The organism is Zongyangia hominis (genome assembly GCF_014385095.1).
Taxonomy (GTDB): Bacteria; Bacillota; Clostridia; order Oscillospirales; family Ruminococcaceae; genus Zongyangia; species Zongyangia hominis.
Window position 1 is genome coordinate 94,302 of record NZ_JACRTC010000001.1, and the last position, 17,041, is coordinate 111,342.

At 64.6% G+C, this 17,041-nt stretch carries 18 protein-coding genes and 1 riboswitch; all 18 genes read left to right on the top strand.

Annotated elements, in window-relative coordinates:
- Positions 1–47 precede the first annotated feature (47 nt).
- From cbiD to H8709_RS00475, 18 genes are read left to right on the top strand one after another with little or no spacing between them, the layout of a single operon-like run.
- The gene (gene cbiD, locus H8709_RS00390) at positions 48–1,190 is read left to right on the top strand and encodes a cobalt-precorrin-5B (C(1))-methyltransferase CbiD (RefSeq protein WP_262396396.1); all 1,143 of its coding nucleotides are present in this window, start codon (positions 48–50) and stop codon (positions 1,188–1,190) included.
- Complete coding sequence (cobI, locus tag H8709_RS00395; protein ID WP_262396397.1) at positions 1,187–1,882, top strand: precorrin-2 C(20)-methyltransferase; 696 nt, start codon at positions 1,187–1,189, stop codon at positions 1,880–1,882. Before cbiD ends, cobI begins: the two co-directional genes overlap by 4 nt.
- Positions 1,883–1,884: 2 nt before the next feature.
- The gene (gene cobM / locus H8709_RS00400) at positions 1,885–2,640 is read left to right on the top strand and encodes a precorrin-4 C(11)-methyltransferase (RefSeq protein WP_262396398.1); all 756 of its coding nucleotides are present in this window, start codon (positions 1,885–1,887) and stop codon (positions 2,638–2,640) included.
- Positions 2,637–3,677 (top strand): cobalt-precorrin 5A hydrolase, encoded by a 1,041-nt coding sequence (locus H8709_RS00405; RefSeq protein ID WP_262396399.1) that lies wholly within the window; start codon positions 2,637–2,639, stop codon positions 3,675–3,677. The genes cobM and H8709_RS00405 overlap by 4 nt, the downstream gene beginning before the upstream one ends.
- A gap of 4 nt (positions 3,678–3,681) precedes the next feature.
- Entirely contained in the window at positions 3,682–4,422 is a 741-nt protein-coding gene (gene cobJ, locus H8709_RS00410; protein WP_262396400.1) for a precorrin-3B C(17)-methyltransferase, read from the top strand.
- Positions 4,419–5,180: a precorrin-6A reductase gene (gene cobK / locus H8709_RS00415; protein ID WP_262396401.1), complete on the top strand. Its 762-nt coding sequence runs from the start codon at positions 4,419–4,421 to the stop codon at positions 5,178–5,180. Before cobJ ends, cobK begins: the two co-directional genes overlap by 4 nt.
- A complete protein-coding gene (gene cbiE / locus H8709_RS00420; protein WP_262396402.1) occupies positions 5,177–6,409 on the top strand; it encodes a precorrin-6y C5,15-methyltransferase (decarboxylating) subunit CbiE in 1,233 nt (410 codons plus the stop codon). Before cobK ends, cbiE begins: the two co-directional genes overlap by 4 nt.
- On the top strand, positions 6,402–7,775 hold the full coding sequence (locus H8709_RS00425) for a cobyrinate a,c-diamide synthase (protein WP_262396403.1): 1,374 nt from the start codon (positions 6,402–6,404) through the stop codon (positions 7,773–7,775). Before cbiE ends, H8709_RS00425 begins: the two co-directional genes overlap by 8 nt.
- Positions 7,772–8,833 carry a nicotinate-nucleotide--dimethylbenzimidazole phosphoribosyltransferase gene (gene cobT, locus H8709_RS00430; protein ID WP_262396404.1) on the top strand — a complete coding sequence of 354 codons (1,062 nt, stop codon included), beginning with the start codon at positions 7,772–7,774 and terminating at the stop codon, positions 8,831–8,833. The genes H8709_RS00425 and cobT overlap by 4 nt, the downstream gene beginning before the upstream one ends.
- Positions 8,834–8,860: 27 nt before the next feature.
- Entirely contained in the window at positions 8,861–9,382 is a 522-nt protein-coding gene (locus tag H8709_RS00435; protein WP_262396405.1) for a bifunctional adenosylcobinamide kinase/adenosylcobinamide-phosphate guanylyltransferase, read from the top strand.
- Positions 9,382–10,149 (top strand): adenosylcobinamide-GDP ribazoletransferase, encoded by a 768-nt coding sequence (locus H8709_RS00440; RefSeq protein ID WP_262396406.1) that lies wholly within the window; start codon positions 9,382–9,384, stop codon positions 10,147–10,149. Before H8709_RS00435 ends, H8709_RS00440 begins: the two co-directional genes overlap by 1 nt.
- Positions 10,150–10,162: 13 nt before the next feature.
- Positions 10,163–10,549, top strand: a complete 387-nt coding sequence (locus H8709_RS00445; RefSeq protein ID WP_262396407.1) for a bifunctional adenosylcobinamide kinase/adenosylcobinamide-phosphate guanylyltransferase — start codon at positions 10,163–10,165, stop codon at positions 10,547–10,549.
- Positions 10,546–11,151 carry a histidine phosphatase family protein gene (locus H8709_RS00450; protein WP_262396408.1) on the top strand — a complete coding sequence of 202 codons (606 nt, stop codon included), beginning with the start codon at positions 10,546–10,548 and terminating at the stop codon, positions 11,149–11,151. Before H8709_RS00445 ends, H8709_RS00450 begins: the two co-directional genes overlap by 4 nt.
- The gene (gene cbiB / locus H8709_RS00455; RefSeq protein ID WP_262396409.1) at positions 11,148–12,128 is read left to right on the top strand and encodes an adenosylcobinamide-phosphate synthase CbiB; all 981 of its coding nucleotides are present in this window, start codon (positions 11,148–11,150) and stop codon (positions 12,126–12,128) included. The genes H8709_RS00450 and cbiB overlap by 4 nt, the downstream gene beginning before the upstream one ends.
- A 24-nt stretch (positions 12,129–12,152) precedes the next feature.
- A complete protein-coding gene (gene cobD / locus H8709_RS00460) occupies positions 12,153–13,214 on the top strand; it encodes a threonine-phosphate decarboxylase CobD (RefSeq protein WP_262396410.1) in 1,062 nt (353 codons plus the stop codon).
- A 19-nt stretch (positions 13,215–13,233) separates the two neighbouring features.
- A complete protein-coding gene (locus H8709_RS00465) occupies positions 13,234–14,310 on the top strand; it encodes a hypothetical protein (RefSeq protein WP_262396411.1) in 1,077 nt (358 codons plus the stop codon).
- Positions 14,310–15,824: a cobyric acid synthase gene (locus tag H8709_RS00470; RefSeq protein ID WP_262396412.1), complete on the top strand. Its 1,515-nt coding sequence runs from the start codon at positions 14,310–14,312 to the stop codon at positions 15,822–15,824. The genes H8709_RS00465 and H8709_RS00470 overlap by 1 nt, the downstream gene beginning before the upstream one ends.
- Positions 15,821–16,456 carry a precorrin-8X methylmutase gene (locus H8709_RS00475; RefSeq protein WP_262396413.1) on the top strand — a complete coding sequence of 212 codons (636 nt, stop codon included), beginning with the start codon at positions 15,821–15,823 and terminating at the stop codon, positions 16,454–16,456. The genes H8709_RS00470 and H8709_RS00475 overlap by 4 nt, the downstream gene beginning before the upstream one ends.
- 54 nt (positions 16,457–16,510) lie before the next feature.
- A riboswitch (cobalamin riboswitch) is annotated at positions 16,511–16,681 on the top strand.
- The last annotated feature ends 360 nt before the right edge of the window (positions 16,682–17,041 follow it).

Sequence of the window (17,041 nt, forward strand, 5' to 3'; positions counted from 1 at the left end):
GTTTTTGTTTTGCCGCCCCTTGCGGACATGGAAGGCGGGAGGAAAGTATGGGAAAGCTCGACTACTACATCTATCAGAACGGCGAGCGCCTGCGCTGCGGTTACACCACCGGATCCTGTGCCGCGGGGGCGGCGGCCGCCGCCGTACAGATGTTATTGGGATTGGGCCGACCGGCGCAGGTGGGGATCAAGACGCCCAAGGGCATCCCGCTCACGCTGGATATCGAGGACATCCACCTCGCCGAAGGGGCTGCGTCCTGCGCCGTGCGCAAGGACGGGGGCGACGACATTGACGCCACCGACGGCCTATGCATCTACGCCACGGCCCGAAAACGGGAGACGGGCTTTCTCCTCACCGGCGGGGCGGGCATCGGCACCGTCACCCGGCCGGGGCTCGAATGTGCGGTGGGAGAGGCGGCCATCAACCGGGTTCCCCGGCGGATGATCCGGGAGGCGGTGGAGCGCGTCTGCGTCGAGGCCGGTTATGAAGGGGGCATCTGGGTGGAAATTTCGGTGCCGGGCGGGGAAGAGATCGCCAGGCGGACCTTCAACCCCCGCCTGGGCATCGAAGGGGGCATCTCCATCCTGGGCACCAGCGGCATTGTGGAGCCCATGAGCGAAAAGGCCCTCATCGCCACCATAGAAGCCGAGATGGACGTCATCCGGGCCGCCGGGCGCCGTGAAATCGTCCTGACTCCCGGCAACTACGGCGCTGATTTTATCGCGGGGCACACCCGCATCGACCCCGGCCGGACGGTCAAATGCAGCAATTTTCTTGGGGAGGCGCTGGACTACGCCGCCCGGTGCGGCTTTCGTCAGGTCCTGCTCATCGGGCACGCCGGGAAGCTCATCAAGGTGGCGGCGGGCGTCATGAACACCCACTCCCGGACGGCGGACTGCCGGATGGAGGTGCTCACGGCCCATGCGGCGCTGTGCGGCGCCGGGAAAGAAACCGCCGCCCGGCTGATGGGGTGCGTGACGGTGGACGACGCGGTGAGTGTTTTGCGGGAAGAAGGCCTGCTTGCTCACGTGATGGCGAGCGTCATGGAGCGGGTGGCGTTTTATCTGGAAGCCCGGGCCAAGGGCGCGTTTGAAACGGGGGCCATCCTCTTCTCCAACCGCTTCGGCGTCCTGGGACAGACGGAAAACGCGGAAAAACTGCGAAAGGAAATGGAGGGAAAAGCAAAGTGAAAGGGACACTGTACGGCGTGGGCGTGGGGCCCGGGGCCCCGGAACTTGTCACCAAAAAGGCGGTGCGCGTCATGGAGGAATCGGACGTGATCGCCCTGCCCGCGTCGGGGGCCGGGGACTGCGCGGCCCTTCGTATCGCCCGGCGGGCGGCGGACATTGAGGGCAAGGAGCTCCTCTTCCTCCCCCTGCCCATGGTCCGCGATGGCCGCGCCCTCCGGCAAAGCCGGGAAGAGGCGGCAAAGCGGCTGTGCCGGGAGCTCGAGAAGGGCAGGCAGGCGGCCTTCCTCACCCTGGGGGACCCCACGGTGTATTCCACCTACCTCTATCTTCACCGGCTGGTGGAAGAGGCGGGATATCCGGCCTATATCATCCCCGGCGTGCCCTCCTTCTGCGCGGCGGCGGCCCGGCTGGGGGAGAGTCTCTGCGAAAACGGGGAAATGCTCCACATCGTCCCCGCCTCCTACGACGGGGCCCTGGACGCCCTCTCCCTGCCCGGCACCAAGGTGCTGATGAAGGCGGGAAGGACGGCGGCGGGACTGAGAGACACCCTGGAAAAGCGGGACCTGCTCTCCCGGACCCGGCTGGTCGTCGACTGCGGGATGGAGGGGGAGAAGGTCTACCCCACCCTGGAGGGGCAGGAAATACCGGAGAGCTATTTTTCCCTTTATATTATTAAAGACGAGGAGGACTGACGATGGTACATTTTGTAGGGGCCGGGCCCGGCGCCGTGGACCTCATCACCGTGCGGGGGATGCGGCTTCTCTCCCAGGCGGACGTGATTATCTATGCGGGTTCCCTCGTCAACCCCCAGCTTCTCTCCTATGCGAAGAAGGGCTGCGAAATCCACAACAGCGCCGCCATGACGCTGGAAGAGACCTTCGCCGTGATGCAAGAAGCTGAGCGGGAGGGGAAGACGACCGTGCGCCTGCACACCGGGGACCCCAGCCTCTACGGGGCCATTCGGGAGCAGATCGAGCTCTTAGAGGAAGCGGGTATTTCCAGCGACGTGACGCCGGGGGTCAGCTCCTTTTGCGCCGCGGCGTCCGCGTTGCAGGCGGAATACACCCTGCCCGGGATCTCCCAGTCGGTGATCATCACCCGATTGGCCGGGCGCACGCCGGTGCCCGAGCGGGAGAAAATCGAGAGCCTCAGCGCCCATGGGGCCACCATGGTGATCTTTTTGAGCGCCGGGATGCTCCCCGAACTGCGCCGGCGTCTCTTGGAGGGGGGCTGCCGGGAGGACACCCCGGCGGCCATCGTCTATAAGGCCTCCTGGCCCGAGGAGCAGGTCGTGCGGGGCCGGGTGGGGGACCTGCCCGAGATGGCCCGCCGTCACGGCATCGAGCGGACGGCCCTCATTTTGGTGGGGGAGTTCTTAGACGGCAAGCGGGAGCGCTCCAAGCTCTACGACCCGGCCTTCGGCCACGGCTACCGGGAGGCAAAACAGTGAGGATTGCGGTCATTGCCTTTACGGCCCGGGGCGGCAAGCTGGCCTTGCGGCTCTGCAAGGCCCTCGAAGAACAGGGTCACGGCTGCGCGGGATACATCAAGATGAAAGACCTGCCGCCTCTCCCCCTGCGTCCGGTGAACGCCCCCTGCGCCCAGTGGGCGGGGGAGAGGTTCGGGGAATGTGACGCCCTTATCTTTGTCGGTGCCTGCGGCATCGCGGTACGGGCCGTCGCCCCCTGGGTCAAAGATAAGGCCCGGGACCCGGCCGTGTTGGTCTTAGACGAAGGGGGAAAGTATGTCATTTCCCTTCTCTCCGGGCACCTGGGCGGGGCCAACGAACTCGCCCGTTTGATCGCCCGGATCACCGGCGGGGAACCGGTGATCACCACCGCCACCGACGGCCGGGGCGTGCTGGCCGTGGACCGCTGGGCCCAAGAGCACGGCTTTGCGCTGGGGGACCTGAAAGCGGCCAAGGCGGTCTCGGCGGCGCTGTTGGCCGGAAAGCCGGTGGGAGTGTATAGCGATTTACCTCTGCCGCTCCTCTTGCCCCGGGGCATGGAGAAAGCGGAGGGGGGAGAAGTGGGCGTCGCCTTTTCCCTCGACGAGGGGGTGCGGCCTTTTGACGTGACCCTCCCGTTAATTCCCCGGGCGGTGATCTTAGGGATTGGGTGCCGCAGAGGAACCCAGGCGTCCGCCGTCGAAGAGGCTGTCAACGCGGCGCTCGCGGAGGCGGGCGTCTCGAAAAAGAGCGTGTGCGGGGTAGCCACCATTGACCTGAAGGCGGGCGAGCCGGGGCTCCTCTGCTTCTGCGAAAGCTGGGGCGTGCCGCTCACGGCTTTTTCCGCCGGGGAACTGGCGGGAGTGCCGGGGGAGTATACGGCCTCGGCATTTGTGAAGGAAATGGTGGGGGTCGACAATGTCTGCGAGCGGGCCGCGGTCCTCGCAAGCGGTGGGAAGCTTCTCTTCCCCAAGCGCGGGATGGACGGGGTTACGGTGGCGGCGGCGCTACAAAAGATAGAAATTACGTTTGAGGAGTAAAGGCATGAAGATTGCGGTAGTGGGCATGGGTCCCGGCGGCTGGGACAAGATGACGGTGGAAGCCCAAAGGGCTTTGGAGGACTGCGACGTCATCGCGGGGTACAGCGTCTATATCGCCCTTTTGCAGGGGCGTTTCCCCGAAAAAGAGATCATCACCACCCCCATGCGCCGGGAGGAGGAGCGCTGCCGCCGGGCGGTGGAAACGGCGCTCACCGGGAAACGGGTGGCCATGATTTCCAGCGGGGACGCGGGGGTGTACGGCATGGCGGCCCTCCTCTATGAGGTGGCGGGAGACTATCCGCCCATCGAAATCGAGGTCATCCCCGGCGTGACGGCGGCGTGCAGCGGCGGGGCGCTCTTGGGGGCCCCCCTCACCCACGACTTTGCCGTGGTGAGCCTCAGCGACCTGCTCACCCCCTGGGAGCGCATTGAAAAGCGGCTCTCCCTGGCGGCTGAGGCCGACTTTGTGCTGTGCCTCTATAACCCCGCCAGCCATCGGCGGCCCGATTATCTGGCCAGGGCCTGCGAGATCGTTCTGCGCCACCGCTCCCCCGAAACTGTGTGCGGTATGGTCCGCAACATCGGCCGGGAAGGGGAAAATGCCCAAATCCTCACCCTATCAGAGCTCAAAGACGCCCAGGCGGATATGTTCACCACCGTCTTTATCGGAAGCACCGCCACCCGGGTCATCGGCGGAAAGATGGTGACGCCCCGGGGCTATCTGCAAAGGGAGGCCAGGCCGTGAATTTTCTAGTCTTTGGCGGCACCAGCGAGGGCCGCGCCGTCTGCCGGTGGCTCATCCGCCGGGGCGTTTCGGTGACGGTGAGCGTGGCCACCGATTACGGCGGCACTCTCATGGAAGCTAGCGGCTGCCGGGTTTTCACCGGACGGCTGGACGAAGAAGAGATGGTCTCACGCATGGAGAGAGAGTCCTTCGACTGCGTCATCGACGCCACTCACCCCTATGCGGAGGAGGTCTCCCGCAATATCCGGGCGGCCTGTGAGCGGGTGCGTCTTCCCCGCTATCGTCTTGGCCGGAAGGGGGAGGAAATGGCGGACTGTCAACTGGCGCCCGGCCCGACCGAATCGGCCGAGCTCTTAACAGACACCTCGGGCAATATCCTGCTCACCACCGGGGTCAAGGAACTGCATTTCTTTGGGAAGATTCCCCGGGAGCGGCTCTATGTCCGAATCCTGCCCAGCGTAGAGTCCCTGCAAATGGCGGAAGAAGCGGGCGTTATGTCAAGCCATCTCATCTGTATGCAGGGGCCCTTTTCCAAAGCGCTCAACGCCGCCCTTTTGCGTCAGTGGGACATCCGCTTTTTGGTGACCAAGTGTTCGGGGAAAGCCGGGGGCTTCTCCGAAAAGCTGGAGGCCGCCAAGGAGACGGGGGTCCAAGTCATCGCCATCGGGCGGCCCGCGGGAGACGAGGGCATGGACTGGGAGACGCTTGTGCGTCTGTTGGAAGAAGACTATGGACTATGCGAGGAGGAACAGCGATGAAACGCCGCGTTATTCTTGTGGGAACCGGGATGGGACACCCGAGCCAGCTCACCGTGGAAGCCAAAGAGGCCCTTGGGGGCTGCCGGCTTCTCATCGGCGCGCCCCGGCTCCTGGAAGAATGGCGCGGATGGGAGGGGGAGAAGTGCGCCGCCTCCCTCTCCGAGGACGTGCTGCGCGCCATCGAGGCCCACCCTGAATGCGACCCGGTGGGGGTGCTCCTCTCGGGGGACGTGGGCTTTTATAGCGGCGCCAAAAAGCTGCGGAAGCTGTTGGGAGACCGCTTTGTCGTGTCCTCCCTGGCGGGGGTCAGCGCCCCTATCTACTTCTGCGCGAAGCTTGGCATCCCCTGGGAGGACGTCCGCCTTTGCAGCGCCCACGGCCGGGACTTTCACCCGGTGGGGGAACTGCTGACCCACCGGCGGGTCTTCTGTCTCACCGGCGGGAAGACGAAGGTGGGGGACCTCTGCGAGACCCTCTGCCGGTGGCACATGGGGGAATGCCGGGTGTGGGTGGGGGAACGCCTTTCTTACCCGGACGAGCGGATTACTTCGGGCACCGCAAAGGAATTTGCAAAGCGGGACTTCGACCCGCTGGCGGTGCTGCTCATGGAAAACACCCTGCCCCGGCCGGAGCTTTCGGCGCCGGGGCTCCCCGACGGCTTTTTTCACCGGGGCAAGACACCCATGACCAAGTCGGAGGTGCGCTGCGTCGTCCTCTCCCGGCTGCGGCTAAAGGAGCGGGACATCATTTGGGACGTCGGCGCGGGGACCGGCTCGGTGAGCGTGGAAGCCGCGCTGACGGCCCGCCGGGGCTTCGTCTACGCGGTGGAAAGAAACCCCGAGGCGGCGGGCCTCATTAGGAAAAACCGGGAGAAGGCGGGTGCGTGGAATCTGCGGGTGGTGGAAGGGGAGGCCCCCGGGGCCCTCTCCTCCCTCCCGGCCCCGGACAAGGTCTTCATCGGCGGCAGCGGCGGCAATCTGCCGGAGATTCTCGCGCTGATCAAACAGCGCAATCCCCGGGCGCGGGTGGTTTTCACCGCCATTACCTTGGAGACCCTTTCCGCCGGGCTGGAAGCCCTCGAACGTCTGGACTTTGGGGATGTGGAAGTATCCCAGCTCTCGGTAGCTAGGACCGAGCGGGTGGGACGCACCCATATGCTCAAAGGCCAAAACCCCGTCTTTATTCTCAGCGGCGAGGGACGGACAGAAGAGGAGGCGCGCCATGACTGAGCGGCAGCTTCCCCGGGTGATGATCGCGGGGACGGGCAGCGGCACGGGCAAGACCACGATAACCTGCGCCCTCCTGCGGGCGCTTCTCTCCCGGGGAAAAAAGGTCGTATCAATGAAGTGCGGGCCCGACTACATCGACCCCATGTTTCACCGGGAGGTGTTGGGGACCAAATCCGGGAATTTGGATTTGTTCCTGTTGGGGGAGGCGGGGGCGCGCTCGCTGTTGGGACACAGTGCCACCGGGGCCGATCTGGCGGTGCTGGAAGGGGTCATGGGCTATTACGACGGCATCGGCACCACCACGGACGCCAGCAGCTACCAGGCGGCCCGGGTCACCGGTACGCCGGTCATCCTGGCGGTGAACGCCGCGGGCATGTCCCTGTCGGTGGCGGCATTGGTCCGGGGCTTTGGGGCGTTTCGCCCCGACAGCGGGATTGCCGGGGTGATTTTTAACCGCCTGCCGCCCGCTCTCTACCCGGAGATCAAAGCCCGGGTGGAGGCGGAAACGGGCATCCCGGTGCTGGGATATCTCCCCAAGCTGCCCGACTGTGCGCTGGAAAGCCGCCATTTGGGGCTCATCACCGCCGGGGAGGTCGCCCATCTGCGGGAAAAACTGGACGCCCTGGGCCGGGCTTTCCTCGAGACGGTGGATATAGGGCGCATCGAGCGCATCGCCCAGAGCGCGCCGCCCCTCTCCTTCGACGAACCGGCGCGTCCCGTCCGGATACCGGCCACTATCGCGGTGGCAAGGGACAAGGCCTTTTGCTTTTATTACGAGGACGCCCTCGAAGCGCTCGAGCGGATGGGGGCCAAACTTTCCCCCTTTTCGCCGCTGGAAGACAAGACGCTGCCGCTACAGGCGGGGGGACTCCTGTTGGGCGGCGGCTACCCGGAGCTCTACGCCAAGGCGCTTTCGGAAAACGCCGCCATGCTCGATAGCATCAGGGCGGCCCTTCAAAACGGGATGCCCTGTGTGGCCGAGTGCGGCGGATTTCTCTACCTTGGAAAAGGGATCACGACGGAGGAGGGGGAAAGATACCCCATGGCGGGCGTCCTCCCCATGGAGGCCCATCCCACCCGGCGGCTTCGGCGATTTGGCTACCTGACCCTTACGGCCCGGCGGGACAACCTTCTGTGCCGGGCCGGGGAGCGGATTCCCGCCCATGAGTTTCATTATTACGACACCGACCAAAACGGCGCGGATTTCTTGGCCGAAAAGGCGTCGCGTCCGGAGCGGTGGGAATGCGGGTACGCGAGCGACACCCTCTACGCGGGCTTTCCCCACTTCCACTTCGGCGGCAGCGGGGAGATGGCGGCCCGGTTTCTCCAAAAATGCGCGGCATATGAAAGGACGATGGGACGATGACAATGGAAGAGACAATTAAATGCATCCGTCCGCTGGATGAGGGGGCCATGGAGGCCGCCAAGGACCGGTGGGACGCCATCGCCAAGCCCCTGCACAGCCTGGGGCTTTTGGAGGACGCCATTGTCAAGATCGCGGGGATGACGGGCAGCGTCCGGGTGACCCTCGACAAACGGGCCGTCATCGTCATGTGCGCGGACAACGGCGTGGTGGCCGAGGGGGTCACCCAAACGGGCAACGAGGTGACGGGCATCGTGGCGGAAAACATGACCCGGGGGGAAACGAGCGTCTGCCAGATGGCCCGTGTGGCCAGGGCCCAGGTCATCCCCGTGGACATCGGTGTTGCCGGGACGGTGGAGGGCCCGGGGCTCATCCGCGCTAAGGTGTCCCCGGGCACGGCCAACATGGCGAGGGGGCCGGCCATGACCCGGGCCCAGGCGGTACAAGCCGTCGAAACGGGCATCCGGGTGGCCTGCGACTGTGTCCGCTCCGGGTGCCGGATCTTAGCCACCGGGGAAATGGGCATCGGCAACACCACCACCAGCAGCGCACTGGCCTCCGTTTTCTTGGGCAGACCGCCGGAGGAGGTGACCGGCCGGGGGGCCGGGCTCTCCGACGCGGGGCTTTCAAAGAAGGTGGCGGCCATCCGACGGGCCATCGCTGTCAACCGCCCCGACCCGGCCGACCCGTTGGATACGCTCTCCAAGGTGGGGGGACTGGACATCGCGGGGCTTGCCGGTGTGTTTTTGGGCGGGGCGGCCTGCCGGGTCCCGGTGCTCTTGGATGGATTCATCTCAGGGGCCGCGGCCCTGACCGCCGCCCGCCTCTGTCCTCCGGCGGCCGGGTATATGCTGGCCTCCCATGTCTCCAAGGAGGCGGCGGCCCATTGGATTTTGGAGGAGCTGGGCCTCTCCCCCTTCCTCACCGCCCAGATGTGTCTGGGGGAGGGGACGGGCGCGGTGGCGGCCCTGCCAATCCTGGACATGGCGCTGGCGGTCTACGGGGGCATGAGCACCTTTGCGGACATCGAGATGGAGGCCTATGAGCCGCTGTCCGACTAACGAGATACAAAAAGGAGGGCGGCGCGGATGCTGACGCTCATCATCGGCGGCGCGGGCAGCGGCAAGTCCGCCTTTGCCGAGGCGCTGCTGGCAAAGTCCGGCTGTCTTGACAAAATCTACATCGCCACCATGGATCCATGGGGGGAGGAAGCGAAGGCGCGCATCCGCCGCCACCGGGCCATGCGCCGGGACAAGGGCTTTGCCACTGTCGAGCGCTTTGTGTCCCTTTCCGGTCTGCGGGTGCCTAAGGGGGCGGCGGTCCTTCTGGAATGTGTGGGGAACCTGGCGGCCAACGAGCTTTTTTCCCCCGGCGGCGCGGGCAAGGACGCCGTCGCCGCCATCGTGGGCGGTGTTGACGCCCTGTGCGCCCGGGCGGGGGACGTGATCGTGGTGGCAAACGACGTCTTTTCCGACGGCGTCGAGTACGACGGGGAAACCGAAACCTACCGGCGGGTGATGGCGGAGGCCACCGCCCAGATTTCCCACCGGGCCGACCGGGTAGCGGAAGTGGTCTGCGGGATTCCCATTGTCCACAAGGGGGAATTTTGATGAAGCGGTGGTTCCAGTCTTTCGTTGTGGCCTTTTCCATGTACAGCGCCCTGCCCATGCCCCGGGTGGAGTGGAACAAGGAAAACATGCGCTACGCCCTGTGCTTTTTCCCCCTCATCGGCGTGGTGACCGGCCTTCTCATGGAGGGCTGGGGACTGCTGTGCGGCTGGGCGGGGCTGGGGCGTGTCCTCTTTGCGGCGGTGGCGTGCGTCCTGCCCGTGGCAGTTTCCGGCGGCATCCACCTTGACGGCTTCTGCGACACCTGCGACGCGCTGGGCTCCCACCAAAGCCGGGAGAAAAAGCTCGAAATCCTCAAGGACCCCCACACCGGGGCTTTTGCCCTCATCGGATGCGTCCTCTATTTTCTTTTGTCCTTCGGCCTTTGGAGCGAACTAAAGCCGGATGTCCGGGCCCTGGGAGTCGTCGGACTGGGCTTTGTGTTATCCCGGGTACTCAGCGGTCTGTCGGTGGTCACCTTCCCCTGTGTGAGCACGGGACTGCTGGCGGCCTTTTCCACCGCCGCGCAGAAAAAGCGGGTGGCGGCGGTGGAAATCCTGCTGGGTCTTCTCTGCGCCGCGGGGATGGTGTGCCTCCGCCCCGCAGTGGGAAGCCTGGCGGTGCTGGCGGCGGGAGTGACGTTTGCCTATTACTTTCGGATGAGCCGCCGCCAGTTTGGGGGCATCACCGGGGACCTGGCGGGCTATTTTTTACAGCTGTGCGAAATAGCAATGCTCCTTGCCGTGGCGGCGGGACAGAAGATCTTTTGAGGAGGGATGACCCATGCGTCTGATCGTGGGAGGAAAGGGACAGGGAAAGCGAGCCTATGCGCTCACAGCCTGCCCGTCCGGCGGGGTGGCCGACGGGGAAAACTGCGACGCGGAAGACCTTACAAGCTGTCGGATTTTTGACAACCTCCACCTGTGGGTCCGGCGGGAAATGGAGGAGGGCCGGGACCCGTGGCCTACCCTGGAACAGGTGCTGGAAGAAAACCCGGACATGATCATCTTGTGCGATGAAATCGGGTGCGGCATCGTGCCGATGGACCCCAGTGAGCGGGAATGGCGGGAGAAGACCGGCCGCATCTGCTGCGCGCTAGCCGGGCGTGCCCAGCGTGTGGAACGGGTGATCTGCGGCTGCGTCCAGGTCATCAAGGGGGACAAAGAATGAGAATCTATCTACTGCGCCACGGCGCGACCCAGGGCAACCTGGAACAAAGGTATGTGGGGAGGACCGACGAGCCTTTGTGCGAGCAGGGCAGACTGCCGGCACAAAGGCTTGGGAAGCGGCTGGAAGGCGAACAGATCGAGGCCGTTTTGACAAGCCCCCTCCTGCGCTGCCGTCAGACGGCGGCGCTCCTATTCCCCGGGAAAACGATAGCGCTCATCGACGGGCTCGAGGAGTGCGACTTCGGGGAATTTGAGTACAAAAATTACGAGGAACTCGCCGCAAACGAAGCATATCAGCGCTGGCTGGATGCGGGCGGGACCACCGGCTTCCCCGGCGGGGAAAGCCGGGACGCGTTTATTTTCCGCTGTGCCGACGCCTTTCAAAAGTCGGTGGAGGCGCTGGAAGAAAGAGGCGTCAAAACGGCGGCCTATGTGGTCCATGGCGGCACCATCATGGCCGTCCTCTCCCGCTTCGCCCGCCCGGAGGAGGACTACTTTCATTGGCAGGTGGGGGCCTGCGGCGGGTTTTTGGTGGAGACCGTGGGAACGGGTCTCCGGGACGGCTGTCGGGTGCTGCAAAAATTGGAGGGGGAAAGGGCATGACGACCGAATGGCTCTGCGCGCTGGGAGTGGGCGTCCTCTTGGACCTGTGTCTGGGGGATCCCCACTGGATGCCCCACCCGGTGCGGCTAATGGGTACGCTCATCGGGGCGCTGGAAAAGGGGCTGCGCTCCCTGTTTCCCGCCACACCGGCGGGGGAAAAAAGAGCGGGAGTTGTGCTGGTGACGGCGGTCTTGGTTCTCAGTACCGGCGCGCCCGCCCTCCTCTTGTGGATATGCGGCCTTTTTTCCACCGTTCTGCGCTTTGTGGTGGAAAGCTGGATGTGCTACCAGCTCATGGCGGCCAAGAGCTTATATGTGGAGAGCGCCCGGGTGCAAAGGGCGCTGGAAGCGGGGGACCTGCCCCTCGCCAGACGCCGGGTTTCCATGATTGTGGGCCGGGACACCGAAAAGCTCGATGAAGCCGGGGTGGCCAAAGCCGCGGTGGAGACGGTGGCGGAAAACACCTCCGACGGGGTGATCGCCCCCCTCTTTTATATGGCGCTGGGCGGGCCGGTGCTTGGCTTTTTCTATAAGGCGGTCAACACCATGGATTCCATGGTGGGCTATCAAAACGAGAAATACCTCCATTTTGGCAGGTGCGCGGCCAAACTCGACGACGTGATGAACTTTATCCCCGCCCGGCTTTCGGCTCTCCTCATGATCCTGGCGGCGGGGCTCACCGGGCATTCCCCCCGGCGGGCCGCCCGCATTTGGCGGCGGGACCGGAGAAAGCACAAAAGCCCCAACAGCGCCCAGACCGAGGCGGTGTGCGCCGGGGCCTTGGGGCTGGAGCTGGCCGGGGACGCCTATTATTTCGGCAAGCGGGTCAAAAAGCCCGCCATCGGGGACCCGGTGCGGCCCATTGAGCCCAAAGACATCGGCCGGGCGGGCAGGCTCATGTTTGTGACGGAACTGCTGTCCCTCCTTGTCTGCGGGGGCGGCATGGCGCTTCTCATCCTGTCAATGGGCCAGCGGTAACTTCTCAGGAAAGGGGGAAATAAGATGGAAAAGCTCGTCCACGGCGGCGACATCTATGCGGCGCGGCAGGAATATGCCGGGGAGATTTTGGATTTTTCGGCCAACATCAATCCCCTGGGTGTGCCGAAGGGGGTCCTGCTGGCGGCCCGGGAGGCGGTGGGAGAATGCGCCCACTACCCCGACCCGCTCTGCCGGGAACTGCGGGAAGCCCTTTCCCAAGCGCTGGGTGTGCCCGAGGACTGGATCCTCTGCGGCAACGGGGCGGCGGACCTCATCTTCCGATTGGCGCTGGCCGTAAGGCCAAAGCGGGCCCTCACCCTGGCCCCCACCTTCGCCGAATACGCCCAGGCCCTTTCCCTGGTGGACTGTCAGGTGCGCTTTCACCCGCTCAGGCGGGAGGAGGGCTTCGTCCTCACGTCCTCCTTTTTGGAGAAATTGACCTCGGATCTCGACCTTGTCGTTTTGTGCAACCCCAACAATCCCACGGGGGAAGTGATCGCCCCAAAGCTGCTCGAAGAGATTGTGGGCACCTGTGCCAAACGGGGGATCACGCTTCTGCTCGACGAGTGCTTTGTGGACTTTCTCGATGAGCCCGAGCGCCACACCCTCTTAGAAAAGCTGCGGGAATATCCGGGGCTGCTTCTTCTGAGGGCGTTTACCAAGCTCTACGCCATGGCGGGGCTGCGGCTGGGGTACACCCTGTGTTCGGACACAGCGCTGCTTGAGAAAATGAGCCGGTGCGCCCAGCCGTGGAGTGTGAGCATCCCGGCCCAGGCGGCGGGTATGGCGGCGCTCAGGGAAAGGGAGTACGTCGCCCGCAGCCGGGCGCTCATCCGGGAGGAGCGAGCCTTTTTAAAAGAGGGTCTGCAAGCGCTGGGATGTGAAGTCTTCGGTTCCAAAGCGAACTTCGTGTTTTTCCAGACGCCCTGTCCCGATCTGTGCGGGCGGCTGAGGAAAAGGGGCATCCTTTTGCGGGGGTGCGGGAATTATCCGGGCCTGGACGACAGCTACTATCGCGCCGCCGTACGGACGAGAGAAGAGAATGAGCGGCTTCTCGCCGCTTTGCGGGAAGAGATGCGGCTTTAGAGGAAAGGGGGGAGTGATATTGGGGAAGATCATGGTCATCATCGACGGCATGGGGGACAGCCCCGACTTTTTCCCCCGGGAGCTCATGCAGATGGGCCGGGCGGGGGCCTATGGGACCCTGCTCACCCGCCCGGCCTCCCACCCGGCGGACAGCCTCCCCTGCATCGCCACCCTCCTGGGCGTCCCGGCCTGTCAGATTCCAAGAGGCCGGGCGGGGGTGGAGGCCCTCTCCCGGGGCCTCGACCTCACCGGGAAGCTTGCCTTCCGCTGCAATCTCGTCACCTGCGACGGGGACGGACGGATTCTTTCCTCCTGCGGCGCGGGCCTCTCCCCCCGGGAGAAGGCGGAGGCGTTCAGGAGGGCCGCCCCTCTGTTCGCGGCGCGGGGGATGTCGCTTTTTTATCTGGGTGACTACCGGGGCCTGATCCTGACGGAGGGGACAAGACGAGAGCTTTGCTCCCTGCGGACAAGCGCGCCTCACGCCCATCTGGGGGAAGACTGGAAAAGCCTTCTGCCCCGGGGTACCGCGCTGGGGAAGACCCTTTCCCTCATCGCCCGGGAAAGCGCCCGGGTACTGGGAAAGGCGGCGCTCCTTCCCTGGGACGGGGCGGGGGCGCCGGCGCTCCCCGCTTTTGCGTCTCTCCACGGGCTGACAGGCGCCGCCGTCTGCGCCGCCGACGTGGTGCGGGGCCTTGTCCGGGGCATGGGGATGGATTTGCCCGATGTGCCGGGCGCCACCGGGGACATTGACACCGATCTGCGCGCCAAGGCCCGGGCGGCGCTGGATGCGGCCAAAGATCACGACTTTGTCCTTTTGCACCTGGGCGGCGCAGACGAGGCGGCCCATCGGAAGGATGGACAAGCGAAGAGGTCCTTCCTCTGCCGGGTGGGGAAGGAAGTGATTGCTCCCTTAGTAAGAAGGGAGGACTTGGAGCTTCTCGTGTGCGGGGACCACAGCACCCTGTGGAGAACCGGGTCCCACGTCTCGTTTCCTCAGCCCTTTTTCCTGAGGAAAAGGGACGTGGGGGGCAATTTGGGAATCAGAGGCGGCCGGGACGCGGTGCGGCTGTTATGCGGAGAAGGAGGGAACGGATGATGGCAAAGGCAATCATGGTGCAGGGGACCATGTCAAACGCGGGGAAAAGCCTGGTGGCGGCGGGGCTCTGCCGGATTTTTCACCAGGACGGCTACCGGGTGGCGCCTTTTAAGTCCCAGAACATGGCGCTTAACTCCTATATCACCGCCGAGGGCCTGGAGATGGGCCGGGCCCAAGTGATGCAGGCCCAGGCGGCGGGCATCGCCCCCACCGCCGCCATGAACCCCATCCTGCTCAAACCCACCGGGGAGATGGGCTCCCAGGTCATTGTGGGGGGCCGGGTGCTGGGCAACATGACGGCGGCCGAATACTACCGCCGCAAACAGGAGATGATCCCCCCCATCATGGCGGCCTATGATCAGCTTTCGAGAGATTATGACATCATCGTTTTGGAGGGGGCGGGCAGCCCGGCGGAAATTAACCTGAAAGACAACGACATCGTCAACATGGGGATGGCGCGGATGGCCGGGGCCCCCGTCCTGCTGGTGGGGGACATCGACCGGGGCGGCGTCTTCGCGTCCCTCGTGGGGACCATGGCGCTGTTAGAACCCTGGGAGCAAGAGATGGTCAAGGCGGTCGTCATCAACAAGTTCCGAGGGGACAAGGACATCTTGGCTCCCGGACTCGCCATGCTGGAAGAGCGCATCCACCGGCCGGTGGCCGGGGTGCTGCCCTATCTGCGGCTGGACCTCGACGACGAGGACAGCCTCTCCGACCGGCTGGACGCGCGGGAAAAGGCGCTCATCGATGTGGCGGTGCTCCGCCTGCCCAGGATATCAAACTTCACCGACTTTAACGGCCTTTCCCGTCTACCCGGCGTGGGGGTGCGGTATGTGGCCTCTCCCGCCGGCCTGGGATGCCCCGATCTCATCATCCTGCCCGGGACCAAGAACACCATGGAGGACCTCCTCTGGCTGCGCCAAAACGGCCTGGAAGCGGCAATCAAGAAGTTTGCGGCTTTGGGCGGCCCGGTCTTTGGCATCTGCGGCGGCTATCAGATGCTGGGGGCCGTCCTCCGGGACCCGGAGAGCATCGAGCACGGCGGGGAGATTTTCGGCATGGGCCTTCTCCCCGTGGAAACGGTCTTTACAAGGGAAAAGACCCGCACCCAGGTTTCGGGCCGGTTCATGCAGATGGAGGGGCCGCTGTCGGCCCTCGGCGGCCGTCCGGTGGAGGGGTATGAAATTCACATGGGGCAAACACGGCTAAAAAATGGCGCGAAGGCGCTCTGCATGCTCCACCAGTGCAACGGCCGGGCGGTGTATCAGCCCGACGGGTGCCAGCGGGGGACGGTGTACGGCACCTACCTCCACGGCGTCTTCGATAACGCCGAAGCGGCCCAGGGGCTGTTGGAGGCGCTGTGTCTCTCCAAAGGCCTTCAGGTGGACGAAACGCCGGTGATGGAGATGGAGCGCTACCGGGAGGAACAGTACGACCGGCTGGCCGACGCCATGCGGGAGCACCTGGACATGAAGCTCATCTATCGGATTTTGGAGGAGGGGGTAAGCCTATGAAAATCGAACTGGAAAAGGTGCTGCCCCAGGACATCGAGCGCCGGAGTATGGAGATCATCGCCCGGGAGCTGGGGGACCGGCGGCTGGAAGAGGAAAACGCCGATGTAATCAAACGGGTCATCCACACCACCGCCGACTTTGATTACGCGGAGAATCTCATCTTTTCCCCCGGCGCGGTGGAGCGGGGCCGGGCCGCCCTCCGGGCGGGGTGCCATATCGTCACCGACACCCAGATGGCCAAGGCGGGCATCAACAAGGGGCGGCTGGCCCGGTTGGGCGGGGAGGTTCACTGCTTTATGTCCGACGAGGACGTGGCAAAGAGCGCCAAAGAGCATGGCACCACCCGGGCCGCCGCCAGCATGGACAAGGCCCTCTCCCTGCCCGGGCCGATCATCTATGCCATCGGCAACGCGCCCACCGCTCTCGTTAGTCTCTATGAGCAGATGGAGGAGGGGCTCGTCCGGCCCGCTCTCGTCATCGGCGTGCCGGTGGGCTTTGTCAATGTTATCCCCGCCAAGGAGCTCATGCTCGGCGCATCCGTCCCCTATATCGTAGCCCGGGGGCGCAAGGGCGGTTCCAACGTGGCGGCGGCCATCTGCAACGCCCTGCTCTACGGCATCGGGGAGCGATAAAAGGGTTGTCACCATGGAGAAAACATGCTATGATAACCCTAGAGTACCCACAATTGGATAAAAAACGACGAAAGCGATTTGGGAAGCCGGGTGAAAGTCCCGCACAGTCGCCGCTGCTGTAACTGCCGCGAGGAGAGCCACGCATTCATGCCACTGGACCATGGGTCTGGGAAGGCGCGGGCTTTGGGCAGAAGTCAGAAGACCGGCTTTGGTTGTTTTGGAAGCGTCTTTCGGTGAAAAAGAGCTCGCCAGCGTATAAGGGCTGTGGTCCGTGAACCGGCAGCTTTGTTTTCTGGCGCCCCGCTTTGATCGAAGCGGGGCCTTTTTATTTGGGGAAATCCCTGTCCGTCCGCCCATTTCAGTGGCAAAACGGCGTCCCTCCCCCCACCGTCTCCCTGCGGATGCGGTGGAGGCCGAGTGGAGGAGCGCCCCGGACGATAAGGCCGGTGCGGAAGCGCCTTCGGGCGATAGGCCGATGAAAGAGCCCTTGAGACGATGAAGGCCGGGTGCGGGAGCTCCTCAGGGCGGTATTCATTTCGAGAGCTCCGCTATGGAGAGTGAAGCCGATGCGGGAAGACGTAGACG

Coding starts and splice junctions, on each gene's coding strand:
- cbiD (WP_262396396.1), top strand. CDS start 48: ATGGGAAAGCTCGACTACTACATCTATCAGAACGGCGAGCGCCTGCGC.
- cobM (WP_262396398.1), top strand. CDS start 1,885: ATGGTACATTTTGTAGGGGCCGGGCCCGGCGCCGTGGACCTCATCACC.
- cobJ (WP_262396400.1), top strand. CDS start 3,682: ATGAAGATTGCGGTAGTGGGCATGGGTCCCGGCGGCTGGGACAAGATG.
- cbiE (WP_262396402.1), top strand. CDS start 5,177: ATGAAACGCCGCGTTATTCTTGTGGGAACCGGGATGGGACACCCGAGC.
- H8709_RS00425 (WP_262396403.1), top strand. CDS start 6,402: ATGACTGAGCGGCAGCTTCCCCGGGTGATGATCGCGGGGACGGGCAGC.
- cobT (WP_262396404.1), top strand. CDS start 7,772: ATGACAATGGAAGAGACAATTAAATGCATCCGTCCGCTGGATGAGGGG.
- H8709_RS00435 (WP_262396405.1), top strand. CDS start 8,861: ATGCTGACGCTCATCATCGGCGGCGCGGGCAGCGGCAAGTCCGCCTTT.
- H8709_RS00440 (WP_262396406.1), top strand. CDS start 9,382: ATGAAGCGGTGGTTCCAGTCTTTCGTTGTGGCCTTTTCCATGTACAGC.
- H8709_RS00445 (WP_262396407.1), top strand. CDS start 10,163: ATGCGTCTGATCGTGGGAGGAAAGGGACAGGGAAAGCGAGCCTATGCG.
- H8709_RS00450 (WP_262396408.1), top strand. CDS start 10,546: ATGAGAATCTATCTACTGCGCCACGGCGCGACCCAGGGCAACCTGGAA.
- cbiB (WP_262396409.1), top strand. CDS start 11,148: ATGACGACCGAATGGCTCTGCGCGCTGGGAGTGGGCGTCCTCTTGGAC.
- cobD (WP_262396410.1), top strand. CDS start 12,153: ATGGAAAAGCTCGTCCACGGCGGCGACATCTATGCGGCGCGGCAGGAA.
- H8709_RS00470 (WP_262396412.1), top strand. CDS start 14,310: ATGGCAAAGGCAATCATGGTGCAGGGGACCATGTCAAACGCGGGGAAA.
- H8709_RS00475 (WP_262396413.1), top strand. CDS start 15,821: ATGAAAATCGAACTGGAAAAGGTGCTGCCCCAGGACATCGAGCGCCGG.